This is a genomic window from Streptosporangium sp. NPDC002544 (genome assembly GCF_040295965.1).
In the GTDB taxonomy this organism is placed as follows: domain Bacteria; phylum Actinomycetota; class Actinomycetes; order Streptosporangiales; family Streptosporangiaceae; genus Streptosporangium.
This window is the reverse complement of sequence record NZ_JBEOWJ010000020.1, coordinates 118,314-132,029: the sequence shown is the minus strand read 5'-3', so window position 1 is coordinate 132,029 and position 13,716 is coordinate 118,314. Positions and strand designations below refer to the sequence as shown.

The following is a 13,716-nucleotide window of genomic DNA, read 5'->3' as shown; positions in this document are numbered from 1 at the left end:
ACCTGACGACGCGCCACCGCTCAACATCCGGATGCCGCGCCTCCGTACTGGAGGCGCGGGCCGGTCGTGCGACCTGACAAGGGTCCTCAGTCGCGCAGGCGGGCGCGGAGGAGACCGGAGTCGCTCTCGCTCCAGCCGTGCGAGCCGAGCCATTCGAGCGGGCCGCCGAAACGGTTGTCCAGGACGTGCAGGAACTGCTCGATGTACTCGGGCCTCGGCCGGTGGTCGTCGGCCGGGCGGTTGTCGAGGTCGTCGCGGTAGGTGGCGCTGGAACGCAGCCGGGCCAGGATGCCCTCCAGGCGGTCACCCGTGGCGATGTAGTCGGCGACGATCGCCTCACGGGTGGCACCGGCGACCTCCAGCGCGAGGGCGCTGACGACACCGGTGCGGTCCTTGCCCGCCGCGCAGTGCACGAGGGCCGCGCCGTCGTCGCGGGCCATGGCGCGCAGGGCCGCCAGGACCGAGTCGGGACGGTCGCGGAGGTAGGCGTAGTAGTAGCCGGTCACCCGCAACTCGGCGAGGTCCTCCTCGTCCCGCGCCGTCCAGGGCAGCACCCGGTCGCCCTCGATGGTGTCGGCCTCGACATCGGTGTACCTGCCGCCCTCGGCGAACAGGGTGAGGTGGTGGATGCTCACCTCCGGCACCGCGGTGAGCGGCCCCGGCCCCTCCAGGCGCACCTCGGGACCCGAGCGCAGGTCGACGACGTTGCGGAGTTTCAGGTCGGCGACGAGCAGCTGAATGTCCCGCTCGGTCAGCCCCTGCAGGTTGTCGGCCCGGTAGATGCGGCCGAAGCGTGTGGTCCCGCCGTCCACCGTGGCGAGCCCGCCGAGGTCGCGTACGTTGACGGCACCTTCAAGATCAATCCAACGCGTGAAGTCGTTCATCGCCGCCAAGTTTATACGCCCCTTTACGTATGGCCAGTTAACACATAGGACCTATTTCCGTAATTGCCGATGTCCATGTACCGCGTCCGTAAATGCACCGCATTTTTCTCCATGAGGAAGAGTGAAGGTGCCCGCCTGTGTCCGGACGCAAGGAGATCACGTGGATCCGAGGAGACGCACCCCGCATCTGCTGATCGATCCGGCTCTGCCCGAATCGATCTCCTCGGTCCTGCGCGCCGGCCCGCAGGCGCTGCGCGCGGCCAGGCTGGGACACATCCCCGAAGCCAGGAGCCCCGATCTCGTCAAGGCGTTCGCGATCGCCGGGCTCCTGCTGCTCATGGCGGTGCTGAGTATTGCGGGCGGCTTACTTGCCGCCCTCATCCTGATCTTCGTCGCCGTGCTGCGCAGCCTGAGCGACGACCCCCGGAGCCTGCGCGAGCGGCGGCGCGTCCGGCTGGCCGTGGAGCACGGCGACCGGTTCGTCCTGCCCGAGGACCTCGACGCCGACTGCGGCGACCTGCTCCGCCGCGCGCAGGACGCCACCAAGACGGTGCTCGACTCCCAGATCAACCGGGCAGGGCTGCTCGACACGATCGACAACGCGGTGACGCTGCCCGCGCAGACCTGGCAGATCGCCACGAAACTGGTGCGGTTGTCGAAACTGAGGGCCGAGCACCGCCGCCTCGTACCGGACGCGCCCCCACCGGAGGTGGCCGAGGCGTTCACCCCCTATGTCGGGGCGCTGAAGGCCGCCGAGAGCTCGCTGACCAGGCGGATCCGCACGCTGGAGGAGTACGCCAGGCAGGTCCGCAAGGCCGACGGCCTCTACCTCGCCCACCGGCAGCTTCAGGTGCTCGCCGAACGGACCCCGCAGTACGAGGCACTGGTCGCCGAGACGGCGGAGGACGCGCTGGCCGTCCCCGACCTGGAACGCCTGACCGAGCAGGCCCGGCAGATCAGGGAGTTGTTCCACAAGAGCATCGACGAGGCCCGCGGCGCCGCCAGGCACCTGCTGACGACCGCCGACCCCTGAGGCCTCTGGCCGCACTCTCGGCCAGGCGTGAAGGGGGACGCTCAGCCCTCCGCACGGCGCAGGAGTTCCAGGGTGCGGCCCATCCCCGCCTGGTTGCCGAGGCTGCGGTAGATGTCCTGGGCCTGGCGCAGGGCGTCCACCGCGGCCTGCCGCTCACCCGCCTCCAGATACGCCTCCCCCAGGTGGCGCAGGCTCCTGGCCATCCACCAGCGGTCACCCAGCTCCTCGAAGTCGCGCACCGCCCGCAGCAGCGACTCCTGTGCCTCTCGCGTGCGGCCGAGCCGCCCGTGGGCGCGTCCCGCCGACAGCTCGGCCCTGGCGACGCCCCACGAGTCGCCGAGCGCGGTCAGCATCTCGGTGGCCCGGCGCACGTAGGTGAGCTCGCGGAGCGCGTTGGCCGGGTTGCCGACCTCCCCTGCCGCGCGCAGGCACCTGGCCTCCTCCCACAGCTCGCCGCGGAGCCGGAACATCTCGGCCGCCCGGTCCAGGCTGAAACCGGCCCTGGCGAATGCCTCCTCGGCGGCGCGGCTGTCACCGGCGGCGTGCGATCCCCTGGCCGTCACACCGAGCACCTCCCCGTAGGCGCGCAGCGTCTGCGCCTCCGAGTAGCGGTTGCGGTCGCGCTCGAACACCTCCAGGGCCTCCTCCAGCAGTTCGCGCGCCTCCTCGGGCCTGCGCTGGGCGAGCCTGAGCTCCGCGAGGTTGCGCCGGGTCCTGGCCGTCCACCAGCGGTCCTCCTCGCCCTTGAAGGCGGTGACCGCGCCGATCAGGTAGCCCTGTCCCCGGTCCAGGTTGCCGTTGTTGAACAGGGTCATGCCGACCGTGCGCATCGCCCGCGCCGCCCACCAGGACTCGCCGAGGTCGGTGAAGATCTCCAGAGCCCGTTCGGCGTCCGCCGCGGCGCTGTGGTGGCCGCCCTGGCCGCCCGCCACCGCCGCCCGGTCCAGCAGCGCGATGCCCAGTGCCCGCCGGTCGTCCATCCGCTCCGCGGCCTCGCACAGGATCTCGGCGACCGCCCGCCAGTCGGACCAGTAGGCCCGCAACGAGTGGCAGAGCGAGCAGAAGGCCCGGCCGAGCCCCCAGGCCAGCTCCCACATCTGCATGCTCCTGGCCTGGCCGATCACGGCGACCAGGGTCAGCCGCTCGGCGTTGAGCCAGTCGGCCGCCGAGACCTGGGCCCGCGTCGCCGCTTCCGGCCCGGCGGGCCTGACCCTGCGCCCCCAGTCCTGTGGCCAGCGGGCCACGGCCGCCGTCTCCGCGCGGCGGCGGTAGCCGGACAGGACCCGCTCGATGGCGGCCCGGCGGTGACTCTCGTCGTCGTCGGAGAACGCCAGCTCACGGGCGAAGATCCGGACGAGGTCGTGCAGCCGGTAGCGCATCGTCCCGGAGAAGTCGGTACCCGAGCACTCGGCGAGCTGGGCGTCGATGAGCGCCTCCAGCTGGTCGGCGCCCTCGGGTTCCGAGGTGGCGAGCAGCTCCCCCGCCACCCAGCCGGGCACGTCGGGAGCGCTCAGCAGGCTGAGCAGGCGCAGCAGGCGGCGCTGCAGGCCGGTGCAGTCGTCGTAGCTCAGCTGGAGGGAGGCCCGCACGCTCTTGTCCAGCCTGCGGGCGATCTCAAGCTGGTCCAGGCGGCGGCGCTCGTCCCGCAGCCGGTCGGCGAGCCGGCGCAGCGTCCAGTTCTCCCGGGTGGCCAGGCGTCCGCCGCAGATGCTGATGGCCAGCGGCAGATGGTCGCACATCCGTACGATCTCCTGGGCCGACTCCAGGTCGGCGGCGACCCGGTCGTCCCCGGCCAGCCGGGCCAGCAGCTCGACGCCCTGCGCCTCGCTGAACACCGACAGCCGCTTGTCGTAGGTGTTGAGCAGGAACAGCGGCTGCCTGGAGGTGATCAGGACCGCGCACCCCGGCTCGGCCGGGATCAGGTCCTTGACCTGGTCGCCGTCCCGGGCGTTGTCCAGGCAGATGAGGATGCGCCTGCCCTTGGTCCAGGTCAGCCAGAGCGCGCGGAGCTCGGCGAGACCTCCGGGGTCGGTGGTGAGCCGGACGCCGAGCGCGCGCAGGAAGCCGATCAGCACCTCCTCCGGACCGACCGGAGCCTCCACCTCACCGCGCAGGTCCGCGTAGAGGCGGCCGTCGGGAAAGCTTCCGGCGATCTCGTGGCCGAACCTGGCGGTGAGCACGGACTTGCCCACCCCGCCCCTGCCGTACACCGAGACGACCAGCGGCGAGGCGTTCTCCGCGTGGTCCCTGGAGCGGCGGCGCGCGGCGAAGACCTCACGCAGCTCGGCCAGCGACTCGGTACGGCCGGTGAAGTGTGCGGAGACCGGCGGCCACTGGTCCGGCGGGCGCCACGGCACCGTGGCGGCCGTGCTCGGTTCCTCGGCCTGCCTGCCGGTCGTCGCCCAGGTGAGCAGTCCGACCAGGAGACCGGCGACCGCGGTGGCGCCGATCTTGGCCTCGGTGGGCAGCTCCCACACGTCCAGCGAGGTCGCCAGGACGCTGGCCACGGCCGCGGCGATCCCCGCCACCGCGGGCGCCGCCAGCGGGATCCGGCGTCTCGGCGGTCTGGAGCCACGCCGATCAGGCACGTTCGACGGCCCGGCCATTCACACCCCTCGTAGGAAGAGCACGACACGCCCTGCGAATGACCGTCCGGTGGCCGGGTGACCCGGCCACCGGACGATCAGCTCCATTCTCCACGAGGAACGCCCCGCGCGCCCTCACTCCGAACACCTTCCGTGTCACCCCCGCCGGGGGTGACACGGTCCGGGCCTCAGCGCCCCAGCACCTGACAGGTCGCCTTGGCGGTCTTGGTGGGATCGCTCTCCGAGGTGGCGGTCAGGGTCACCTTCGCGACGTGGTTGCCGCCCGCCGCCCGCAGGGCGTTGACGGCGACCAGCGTGCTCTTGCCCGAGCCCGCGGTCGCGAGCTCGTTGGGCAGCGAGGCGGTCCAGCCTCGGCCCTCGACCTTCGCCGACAGCCGGTAGACGTCACTCTTGAGATAGGCGCTCACATCCTCGGGGTGCTGCCCGGCGGCCTGGGCGGCCCTGCCGGTGTTGAACAGCGGGAAGCGGCAGGTGGAAAAGCCGTCGCCGGACGGGAGGCCGACGGACGGGAGCACCTTCACCCCGCGCTTGTTCGGGCCGGCGCCGTCCAGTGAGCGGATCGCCACCGTGTAGGAGAGCACGCCCTTGCGGTCGCGCTTGAGATCCAGGACGTAGAAGTGGAGCCGGTTGGCCTCGTCCACGTACTCGAACTCGGAGCCCGAGCCGGTGCCCGCGTGGAACAGGGCGTCCGACAACTGGCGGTAGTCGCCGATCGTGATGGGCACGGCGGTGCCGTCCGGCAGGACGTAGTCGGTCATGCCGATGTCCTGCGGGTTGGCGTCGATCACCCACTCGAAGGGCGCCTGGTCGGCGTTCTTGGTCTTGGCCAGCAGCACACCCGAGTCGGGCGTGAAGGAGTCGGCGCCCATCCTGTCCACGACCTCGAGCGTGTAGTTGTGGTATCCGCCGCCGTCGCAGAACGGGTCGGTGCGCACGTCGCAGGCCGGGCTGCGGTCGCCGTCACCGAAGGCGATGTTGACCCCGGACAGACCGGCCGGTCCCGGCTGGATCACCCGGGCGGTCACCTCCGCCACGACGACCCCGGACTCGGCTAGCGCCTCACGGGACAGGCGCAGCACGTTGTTCTCGTCCACCATCTCAAGCTTGATCTTGTTGCGGAGCATGTGCTGGGCTCCCATGGAGCCGCCCGAGGTGGGCGGGATCAGCCAGCGGCTGTGCGGGCCACCCGGGCCGTTGAAGCTGCCCCGGCTGAGCATCTCCCAGATCCCGGTGTACGCCCGGCGCGGCGGTACCCCGAACGGGTTGTTGTAGTTGTCGCCGATGCCGAGAATGTGGCTGAGCTCGTGGGCGTAGACGCCCTGCCCCGAGCTCTCCGCCTGGGTGGAGGACCCGCCCCCGGCGTTGGGCCAGATGGAGGCGGCCGAGGCCCAGGAGGTCCACTCCACGTAGCGGGTTCTGGCCCAGTTGGGCAGGGCCGGGTCGGGCGGGCCGAAGTCGTCGGTCACCGCCTCCTTGGTGGGGAACTTGATCGGGCCGAACTCCTGCCAGGTGGCCGACTCATCCTGTCCCGCGCTCAGGTAGAAGACGAAGTCGAAGCCCGCCGGAACCTCCTGGCCGACGTCGCCGATCCACGCCGCCCGCGCGTCGGTCCTGATGTTGCGGTTGCAGGCGTCACCGGCCGGGCAGGCGGTGCCTCCCTGGAACTCCATGGCGTACTCGTGTGACTTGCCCGGCATCTGGTAGGGGCCGAACGCGGTCAGCTCCACGCCGTAACGCCCCCCGGAGTCCTCCATCCAGTACTCGTGGATGGTGTGGCCCCGGTTGAGGTCGTTGGGGGTGTTGAGGAAGTCCCGGTAGAAGCCGGCGACCTGGTCGCGGGGAATGTCGTGGGCCTCGGCGCTGGGGTTCCTGAAGACCGTCGAGCCCTTGGGCTGGGTGACCACGAACGGCTGGTTGGGATAGTCGGCCAGGACGAGCGCGCCGCGGAAGGTGCGCTTGGAACCCTTGACCGCGGGGTCGGCCCAGTTGGTGCCGGGGGGTTTGCGGTAGTCGGCCCACGTCATGTGGTCCGGGTTCTTCCAGTTCTGCGGGTCGATCGGTGCCGGGGTGACGGGCTCGGCGCGCCGCGCGGCCGAGGCCTCGGGGGCGTCCTGCTGCCAGGGCTGGGTCTGGGGCCAGTGTTCCAGGCGCCAGGGGTGCTCCGGGTCCGGGGCGGGGTCGGCGGAGGCGGGCAGGGAGGCGAGGCCGATAGGGATCAGCACAACTGCGGCGATCAGTACTTTAAGCAACTTGGGGGGACGAGTCACGCTAAATGACGTTATAGATCACTTTCGGATAGATCAACAATCCGCTGTCAGGAAAGTTGATGAGCGACCGGCGGCGGCGCGTTCGAGCTCGGGCCGCCCCTGTCCCCACCGGGTGCGCTCCCCGGCGGATCAACTGCCCGAGGAGGGGTCTGACCAGCACAGTGACCTCTTGTTCGAGCAAACTTCGGAAAAGAGTTCCATGACCGAACAGACCAGAAGTGTCGAACGGCACGAAAAACTCGCCTGACCGACGATCCCCGTGCGGCCGGACCACCATCACGATCGCCCACCGCCTGTCGACGATCCGCGACGCCGACCAGATCGTGGTCCTCGACCGGGGCCGCATCGTCGAACGCGGCAGCCACGACGATCTCCTCGCCGCCGGCGGCCCCTACGCCGCCCTCGTCAACCGCGACCGCTCCCTCACCACGGCCTGACCGGGCCGTATCCCGGTGGAGAACCGCACTCCAGGTCATTCCGTGGGCAGAAGCTCAGCCAGGTTCAACCTGGCCAGGGCAGCTATGACGGCGGAGTAGCGGAGGGGACCCGGTCGAGGGCGATCCCGAAGGAGTCGAGGTAGGCGGGGAGGAGTTCGGTCTCGTCCAGGACGCGTTCGGTGCGCTCGCCGTCCACGCTGTGGATCAGTTTGCGGTCCCTGAGCGTGGTCCGGCCCCGGGCCGTGCGCATCGAGCAGACAGGTGACCTGGTGAAGTGCGACTGCGGGGAGGTCGCCTGCCACCAGCAGGTCGGGACGAAGTCCGCCAGCTCGTAGGGCCGGGCGGTCAGCCGGTAACCCGGGTCGCCATTGTGCGTGATGTCGAGGTCGCCGTGGTCACCGTGGTCGCCGGGGGCGGGCGCGATCCGGAACACGCCCCCGCCGTCCTTCTGCTCCGCGCGCTCGTGGAGCCGCAGCGGCTCGTCGGAGAAGTCGCCGAACCCGACGTCGACCAGCCACGGCTCGTCGAGATCGACGCGGAGTGCCAGGTGGTCGAAGAGCGGCCCCGGCGCGCCGCCGCCGAAGACCCGGGCGGCCAGCAGCGTCACCCGGTAGCCGAGCGCGGTCAGCAACTCGGCGAACAACCCGTTCAGCTCGTAACAGAAACCGCCGCGACGGCGGTTGACGATCTTGTCGAACAGCGCGTCGGAGTCGAGCGAGATCGGCTCGCCGAGATGGATGCTCAGGTTCTCGAACGGCACCGTCCTCAGGTGCGCGAACTGCAAGGCCCGCAGGCTCCGAGCATCCGGCTCCGCGAGCCGGGACACGCCCAATCTATCCAGATATTTAGTGATCTGCACCTCGTCCATGGAGCAAGCAAACCACCCGCCGAGCACGTCCGGTACCCGTCGGATCCCGCCACCGGCGAACGCCTGCTCCGGCAGCTGGAGAGCCGCGACTGGACGGCAGAGGCCGTCACTCAGTCCGGTGTCGGGCTTTGGGGGTACGGCGTCGACTTCGTCACGCTGCACTGATACGGCGGCGGTAGGCCGGGGAGAACCGTCCCGCTAGATTTGGCTCACGGCACCGGATGTCCCGGCATCCGCATGATCCACCGATTGCTGAAGAGGACCCCGCACGCATGAACAGCCCTTCGCGGACCGCGCGAGCGACCTTCCGTGCCGCCACCGTCACGGACATCCCCACCCTGGTCTCCCTGGTCGAGTCCGCGTACCGGGGAGAGGCGAGCCTGGCCGGTTGGACGAGCGAGGCGCATCTGCTGGGCGGGCAGCGGACCGATGCCCGGGGCGTGACCGCCGCGGTGGAAAACCCGGACGGCCGCATGCTGGTCGCGGAGTCGGAGGGCGAGATCATCGCCTGCTGCCAGGTGGAGCACCAGGGCGGACACGCGTACTTCGGGATGTTCGCGGTACGCCCCACGCTGCAGGGCAGCGGCCTCGGTAAGGCGGTCCTCGCCGAGGCCGAGCGTCTCGCCCGCGACGAGTGGGGGGTGGACGAGATGCGCATGACGGTGATCTCGGTCCGCGAGGAACTGCTGGCCTGGTACGTGCGCCGGGGCTACGTCCGCACCGGCGAGACGGCCCCGTTCCCCTACGGCGACGAGAGCTTCGGCCTGCCGACCAGGGACGACCTGGAGTTCGAGGTGCTGGTCAAGAAGCTCGGCTGAGCGAGAGCCCGTCCACGGGGAGAGCCGCCTGTCCGGATGCGGACGACCGGTGACGGCTCGGCGGGCCTTGCCCGGGACGGACGGCTCGCGGCGGTAGCGTGGGAAGGGTGAGCAAGCCCTACCTCGACCCCGTCACCTGGTACGCCACCCTGCCCACCGTGTTCACCTGCGCCTGCCTGCTGATCACCGACCCCGAGGACCGGGTGCTGCTGGTCAAGCCCAATTACCGGCCGACCTGGGATTTCCCCGGTGGAGTCGTGGAAGAGGGCGAGGCGCCCCACGCGTGCGCGAGGCGCGAGGTGACCGAGGAGCTCGGCGTGCCCGTCGAGGTGGGTGAACTCCTCGTGGTCCATTGGAGTCCCCCGTCGGGGGAACGCCCCCGCTCGCTGATCCACTTCGTGTTCGACGGCGGCGTGCTGAGCGATCCCGGCCAGATCAGCCCGGAGGTCGAGGAGCTTGACGAGGTGGCGTTCCTCCCGTGGCACACCGCCGCCACCCTCCTTGGGGAGAACGCCGCCACCCGCCTGCACACCGCCCGCCTCGCCCGGCGCGAAGGGCGTGCCGTCTACCTGTCGGACGAATGACCGACGGGCCGGACCTGACGGGCCGTCATCACGTTCAGGCCCCTCGCCTCAGCCCGAGGTGCCGGAGAAGTCGAATTCCCCGTCCTTGACGCCGCCGACGAACGCCTCCCACTCGGCGCGGGTATAGACGATCACCTCACCATCAGGCCGATGACTGTGCCGCACCGCCACCCGCCCACTACCATCGGCCAACGGCCCGGCCTCCACGCAACTTCCGCCGCCGTTGTCGCTCTTCGTGCTGATGCGCCAGGCCACACCGGCCAGTTCACCGGAGCTGGGCTTACTGTGCTCCTGCATCGCGTTCACCGCACCTCATTCTGCCGTCGGGGAATATGTACGGTTTGCGCCAGAGAATCAAGTGCCGGCGAAGTCGAATTCCCCGTCCTTGACACCACCGACGAACGCCTCCCACTCCGCGCGGGTATAGACGATCACCTCACCATCAGGCCGATGACTGTGCCGCACCGCCACCCGCCCACTACCATCAGCCAACGGCCCGGCCTCCACGCAGTTTCCGCCGCCGTTCTCGCTCTTCGTGCTGATGCGCCAGGCCACCTGGTCCAACTCCTCCGAGCTGGGCATCCCACGTCTTTCCATCATGTTCACCGCGACCGCTCCTCTGACAGTTTGGAAATGACCTTTACGGACTCCTCAGGCCCGAGCGAGAGCTTTTGCAACTCATCGTACGCCTGCACCAAGCGCTCGGTATCAGGCGATTCCACGTAAATTGCGCCCTTCGGGGTATCCGCATAAGCAACCTCGGGAAATGGCTTCTCTATCGTCAGGATCCGAAACGCGCCGGTCGGACTGGCGTGTGCTCCGGCGCTGAACGGCAACACTCGAATCTCGATGTTCGGCCGAGCGGCGTACTCAGCCAGACGACGGAGCTGAGCGGCCAGGCATTGCGAACCGCCGACCTCTCTGCGTAGTACCGCCTCGTCGATGATCGCCGACAGTCGCGGCGGAGCATCACCCTGGAGAATCCCCTGGCGAGCCATGCGAAGTTCGAGCCAGCGCGATCTCTGCCCGGCCTCAACATCAAAATCGGCGGCTGCGATCACCGCACGCGCATAATCCTCGGTCTGGAACAGACCTGGCAGCAAAGTGTTGTCGAACGTACGGATCTCCTGGGCCCGCGACTCCAACCACACATAGTCGATAAGCCAGCCAACGACCTCGTTGGCGTACCCGTCCCACCAGCCCTTCTGCCAGACCTCCTGGCTGAGCTTCATCAAGCTCTCGCGTCGCCTGCCGTCGGCCACGCCGTACAGGTCGAGGAGGGCCAGCAGGTCCGGGCGCCGGATGGGATAGCCACCGGACTCGAAGCGGCTGACGGTGCCCGGATCGCGCTGCAGATACTCGGCCACGTCCTTGAGGAGCAGATCGTTGGCCTCGCGCAACTCTCGGAGTTGCTGGCCAAGCCACTGAGAACGCAACGTGACCCACTTTGGAGCAGCCATGCTCCCCCTTTCTGACTTTCTGAGCAGATCCACGCAAACCGGATGCCAGCTCAAACAATCAAGTTGGACAACTTGTGGAGCACGTGTCGTGCATGCAACTATACCCAGAGTAAGGAGACAGTCACAATAAGTGCACGGTTCGGCAGCTACCGGTCAACCGGAGAGCCCGTGGTCGTACGAACACCAGGAAAGAGAAGGAGACCGGGGCGGGCTTCGCTTGGAGGCCACGCCCGCCCCGGCCCCGATGCCGGAAGGAAGCACCCGAGATGGAGCACTTCGACGGTTCCGACTACCCGACTGTTTACCACGGCATGGTCTCGTGGCGCGGCGAGACCGGAGGAGGCGGAGGCGGTTTGTCCTGGCAGTCCGATTCGACTCTCGGCAGGGAGGAGGTTCGGGCGCTGGCCGGGGGACTGCCCCGCGTGTTCGCGCTGGTCCGGGAGGCCGAGGGAGAGGGAGAGGGAGAGGAGATCATGGCGCGGTTGGTGGCCTACGGGCTGGCCCTGCCGGGCGGCGACGCGGCCACCGTCGGCACACCCCGGGGATTCGGCCGGTGGACGAGCGCGCGGAGCGCGGCGTACCGGCTCGGCTCCGACCTCGTCTGGCTCGGCGACGGGTGACCGTACCCGCCTGGCACGGCATGGCTCGGCGGCCGCCGAGCCATGCTCTGACCTGTGGGTTTTCGGGCGTAAAACGGGTAGGGCCGCAATATGAGTCAAATGCCCCCGGACCGTAAAGGTCTAAGCGACGAGCAGGCGGTCGAAGTCGAGGAGTGGACCGATGACCTCGGCCTTCACCACGAGATCCTTCCGGACGATCCCGGACATCAGGACACGCTTGACGAACGTCTCTGGCGTGAGGCCCCGAACCACGAACGGCGGCCCCCACGCGAGGAGGACCGCCTGGTGGCGCCGGATGAGGGCCTCGGCCCGGACGAGACATCCGAGGAGTACGCCCGGGACGTCGGCCCCGACAGCGGAGACCTGTCAGCCGAGGAACGCGCCATCCACATCGAACCCGACTGATCCGGCTCGTTAGGGAGGTCCTTCGCGGTGTCCTCACCGAGGACGCCGTCGAAGCCATGTGCCTGGCTCCGCGAAGTATCCACGACCGGGTAGCCGATTCCGCGTAGGCACATGGCCTGATGTGCACGACCCCGCCCCCTACTCCGCGAGCGGTCCGCGATCAACCGGCGGCCCTGCCTCCCAGTGCCGCGACGAGGCCGGGGAAGTCGTCGATGACGTGGTCGGCCTCGGCCGCCTCGGGGCGGGCGGCGTGCAGGTGACCCCACGGGCCCCGGCGGATCAGGGCGGTCCACATTCCGGCCGCACGGGCGGGCCGGACGTCGTTGTCGAGCCGGTCGCCCACGTAGAGAATCTCGCCGGCCTCGCGCCCCGACACCGCGACGACCTTCGCGAAGAAGCCCGGATCGGGCTTGGACACCCCCCAGCCGTCGGAGGTGTGGATCGCGTCGACGGGCAGATCCATCGCGGCCAGCGCGTCATATGCCTGCGGCGGCTGGTTGCCCGCGATGATCAGCTCGTATCCGAGCCCGCGTAACGCGGCCAGGCCGGGCCGTACGTCCGGATAGAGGTCGTCGGCGTCGAAGTTCACCCGGAGCCCGGCGGGGTCGTCCCGCTTCCACGCCTCCTGCTCGGCCTCGACGTCGAACCCGGGCCGTAGCAGCCGGAACGCGTCCTCGAACGACCGGTCGAGCGCGGCCATGCCGCCCAGCACGCCGAGCATGGTGAACCGGGTGACGCCGAGCCGGTCGGCCCAGCGCGACCAGATCCGCGTCTCGTCGATCAGCGTCTCACCCACATCGAACACCAGCGCCTTGACCACGCCGCCCCCTTCCCAAGCCCGTCCGATCGTAGCCCGCCCCGGCAAAACGGACACCCGGGGACCACTCCAGAGCGAGCCCCCTCACACGAACGCGCCCGAACACCGGCACCACCCGCCCCTCCGCCAACGCCCCGCCAAGCTGATCCATAACCGGAGGGCATGTGTCCAGGATCCAAAGAGAGTCCGTGCGACACTTAGGGTGCTTGCTCGAACACGGAGGGGGATAAGTCGATGGCGACAACGACACGGGGACGTCCCTCACACCATGTTTCCCCGAAGGATCCGCCGCCCGCTCGCACGGCGCGAGATCTTCTCGAAGCGCTGCCCCCCACCCCCGGCTTCCGCGCCGAAGTCATCGACGGGAGTCTGATCGTGAGCCCCGTGGGCACCCCCGAGCACAGCTGGAGCGCGACGCTCCTCTCCTACGCGTTGCAGCCGGTCGTCATGGAGCGCGACTGGCGCGCACACGTGGGCGGAGTGAACATCTGCATCGACGGCCCCCGAGACAGCCTCATCCCCGACTTCGTCATCGCCCCTGCGGACTGCCCGCGTTGGGGTGCCTTGGAGCTGCGCTCCTCCGGTTTGATCATGGTCACCGAGGTCGTCTCCCCGGGGAGCGCCCGAACCGACCGCGACGACAAACCCCGCATCTACGCCACGGGCGGGGTGCCGATCATGCTGCTCATCGACCCGATCGCCACCCCTGGGACGGCAACGATTCTCAGCGATCCCGAGGACGGCGCCTACCGGACCGTCACACGCGTCCAGCTGGGCAAACCCCTCCGGATCCCCTCCCCCGTCGACTTCGACCTGGACACCTCGATCTTCCTTTGACGTCCTTCCCCACCTGAAGACCGAAACATCGGCCCGCATTTCGGTGGCGGAAGGTCAGCGAGGTCCCGCGACACCGGCAT

16 protein-coding genes are annotated in these 13,716 nt (G+C 69.4%); 8 read left to right on the top strand and 8 right to left on the bottom strand.

Going from position 1 to position 13,716, the window contains the following annotated elements; all coding sequences use genetic code 11:
* Nucleotides 1-86: 86 nt before the first annotated feature.
* Nucleotides 87-884 carry a tyrosine-protein phosphatase gene (locus ABT061_RS28405; RefSeq protein WP_350923594.1) on the bottom strand — a complete coding sequence of 266 codons (798 nt, stop codon included), beginning with the start codon at nucleotides 882-884 and terminating at the stop codon, nucleotides 87-89.
* A gap of 160 nt (nucleotides 885-1,044) precedes the next feature.
* On the opposite strand from ABT061_RS28405, the gene ABT061_RS28400 reads away from it, so the two are divergent.
* The gene (locus tag ABT061_RS28400; protein ID WP_350923592.1) at nucleotides 1,045-1,917 is read left to right on the top strand and encodes a hypothetical protein; all 873 of its coding nucleotides are present in this window, start codon (nucleotides 1,045-1,047) and stop codon (nucleotides 1,915-1,917) included.
* A 41-nt stretch (nucleotides 1,918-1,958) separates the two neighbouring features.
* On the opposite strand, the gene ABT061_RS28395 is transcribed toward ABT061_RS28400, so the two are convergent.
* Nucleotides 1,959-4,523: a tetratricopeptide repeat protein gene (locus ABT061_RS28395; protein ID WP_350923589.1), complete on the bottom strand. Its 2,565-nt coding sequence runs from the start codon at nucleotides 4,521-4,523 to the stop codon at nucleotides 1,959-1,961.
* A gap of 167 nt (nucleotides 4,524-4,690) precedes the next feature.
* Nucleotides 4,691-6,790 (bottom strand): M6 family metalloprotease domain-containing protein, encoded by a 2,100-nt coding sequence (locus tag ABT061_RS28390; RefSeq protein WP_350923587.1) that lies wholly within the window; start codon nucleotides 6,788-6,790, stop codon nucleotides 4,691-4,693.
* Between the two features lie 218 nt (nucleotides 6,791-7,008).
* Between ABT061_RS28390 and ABT061_RS28385 the strand changes: the two genes are divergently transcribed.
* Nucleotides 7,009-7,227 (top strand): hypothetical protein, encoded by a 219-nt coding sequence (locus tag ABT061_RS28385; RefSeq protein ID WP_350923690.1) that lies wholly within the window; start codon nucleotides 7,009-7,011, stop codon nucleotides 7,225-7,227.
* A gap of 82 nt (nucleotides 7,228-7,309) precedes the next feature.
* Here ABT061_RS28385 and ABT061_RS28380 read toward each other — a convergent pair whose 3' ends face one another.
* On the bottom strand, nucleotides 7,310-8,011 hold the full coding sequence (locus ABT061_RS28380) for an arylamine N-acetyltransferase family protein (RefSeq protein ID WP_350923585.1): 702 nt from the start codon (nucleotides 8,009-8,011) through the stop codon (nucleotides 7,310-7,312).
* Here ABT061_RS28380 and ABT061_RS28375 point away from each other — a divergent pair.
* The 3 genes from ABT061_RS28375 to ABT061_RS28365 all read left to right on the top strand — a co-directional run bounded on the left by ABT061_RS28375 (nucleotide 7,997) and on the right by ABT061_RS28365 (nucleotide 9,497).
* On the top strand, nucleotides 7,997-8,260 hold the full coding sequence (locus ABT061_RS28375; RefSeq protein ID WP_350923583.1) for a hypothetical protein: 264 nt from the start codon (nucleotides 7,997-7,999) through the stop codon (nucleotides 8,258-8,260). The genes ABT061_RS28380 and ABT061_RS28375 overlap by 15 nt on opposite strands.
* A gap of 107 nt (nucleotides 8,261-8,367) precedes the next feature.
* Nucleotides 8,368-8,913: a GNAT family N-acetyltransferase gene (locus ABT061_RS28370; protein WP_350923581.1), complete on the top strand. Its 546-nt coding sequence runs from the start codon at nucleotides 8,368-8,370 to the stop codon at nucleotides 8,911-8,913.
* Nucleotides 8,914-9,020: 107 nt separating this feature from the next.
* Entirely contained in the window at nucleotides 9,021-9,497 is a 477-nt protein-coding gene (locus ABT061_RS28365) for an NUDIX domain-containing protein (protein WP_350923579.1), read from the top strand.
* Nucleotides 9,498-9,545: 48 nt separating this feature from the next.
* Here the strand turns inward: ABT061_RS28365 and ABT061_RS28360 are convergent, their stop codons facing one another.
* From ABT061_RS28360 to ABT061_RS28350, 3 genes are read right to left on the bottom strand one after another with little or no spacing between them, the layout of a single operon-like run.
* Nucleotides 9,546-9,794, bottom strand: coding sequence for a DUF397 domain-containing protein (locus ABT061_RS28360; RefSeq protein ID WP_350923688.1), 249 nt, complete (start codon nucleotides 9,792-9,794; stop codon nucleotides 9,546-9,548).
* Between the two features lie 57 nt (nucleotides 9,795-9,851).
* Nucleotides 9,852-10,097, bottom strand: coding sequence for a DUF397 domain-containing protein (locus ABT061_RS28355; protein WP_350923578.1), 246 nt, complete (start codon nucleotides 10,095-10,097; stop codon nucleotides 9,852-9,854).
* Between the two features lie 2 nt (nucleotides 10,098-10,099).
* The gene (locus ABT061_RS28350) at nucleotides 10,100-10,957 is read right to left on the bottom strand and encodes a helix-turn-helix domain-containing protein (RefSeq protein WP_350923576.1); all 858 of its coding nucleotides are present in this window, start codon (nucleotides 10,955-10,957) and stop codon (nucleotides 10,100-10,102) included.
* 266 nt (nucleotides 10,958-11,223) lie between these two features.
* Here ABT061_RS28350 and ABT061_RS28345 point away from each other — a divergent pair, with 266 nt between their 5' ends.
* Together ABT061_RS28345 and ABT061_RS28340 are read left to right on the top strand one after the other, a co-directional pair.
* Nucleotides 11,224-11,577 (top strand): hypothetical protein, encoded by a 354-nt coding sequence (locus ABT061_RS28345; RefSeq protein WP_350923574.1) that lies wholly within the window; start codon nucleotides 11,224-11,226, stop codon nucleotides 11,575-11,577.
* Between the two features lie 99 nt (nucleotides 11,578-11,676).
* Complete coding sequence (locus ABT061_RS28340) at nucleotides 11,677-11,982, top strand: DUF5709 domain-containing protein (protein ID WP_350923572.1); 306 nt, start codon at nucleotides 11,677-11,679, stop codon at nucleotides 11,980-11,982.
* A 160-nt stretch (nucleotides 11,983-12,142) separates the two neighbouring features.
* Here the strand turns inward: ABT061_RS28340 and ABT061_RS28335 are convergent, their stop codons facing one another.
* Nucleotides 12,143-12,802, bottom strand: coding sequence for an HAD family hydrolase (locus tag ABT061_RS28335; protein ID WP_350923569.1), 660 nt, complete (start codon nucleotides 12,800-12,802; stop codon nucleotides 12,143-12,145).
* Nucleotides 12,803-13,033: 231 nt separating this feature from the next.
* On the opposite strand from ABT061_RS28335, the gene ABT061_RS28330 reads away from it, so the two are divergent.
* Nucleotides 13,034-13,636: a Uma2 family endonuclease gene (locus ABT061_RS28330; RefSeq protein ID WP_350923567.1), complete on the top strand. Its 603-nt coding sequence runs from the start codon at nucleotides 13,034-13,036 to the stop codon at nucleotides 13,634-13,636.
* Nucleotides 13,637-13,716: the final 80 nt, after the last annotated feature.

Bases quoted from the DNA above. Each gene is read 5' to 3' on its own strand.
- ABT061_RS28370 (WP_350923581.1), top strand. From the start codon at position 8,368: ATGAACAGCCCTTCGCGGACCGCGCGAGCGACCTTCCGTGCCGCCACC.
- ABT061_RS28345 (WP_350923574.1), top strand. From the start codon at position 11,224: ATGGAGCACTTCGACGGTTCCGACTACCCGACTGTTTACCACGGCATG.
- ABT061_RS28360 (WP_350923688.1), bottom strand. From the start codon at position 9,794: ATGCAGGAGCACAGTAAGCCCAGCTCCGGTGAACTGGCCGGTGTGGCC.
- ABT061_RS28330 (WP_350923567.1), top strand. From the start codon at position 13,034: ATGGCGACAACGACACGGGGACGTCCCTCACACCATGTTTCCCCGAAG.
- ABT061_RS28355 (WP_350923578.1), bottom strand. From the start codon at position 10,097: ATGATGGAAAGACGTGGGATGCCCAGCTCGGAGGAGTTGGACCAGGTG.
- ABT061_RS28350 (WP_350923576.1), bottom strand. From the start codon at position 10,957: ATGGCTGCTCCAAAGTGGGTCACGTTGCGTTCTCAGTGGCTTGGCCAG.
- ABT061_RS28405 (WP_350923594.1), bottom strand. From the start codon at position 884: ATGAACGACTTCACGCGTTGGATTGATCTTGAAGGTGCCGTCAACGTA.
- ABT061_RS28340 (WP_350923572.1), top strand. From the start codon at position 11,677: ATGCCCCCGGACCGTAAAGGTCTAAGCGACGAGCAGGCGGTCGAAGTC.
- ABT061_RS28395 (WP_350923589.1), bottom strand. From the start codon at position 4,523: ATGGCCGGGCCGTCGAACGTGCCTGATCGGCGTGGCTCCAGACCGCCG.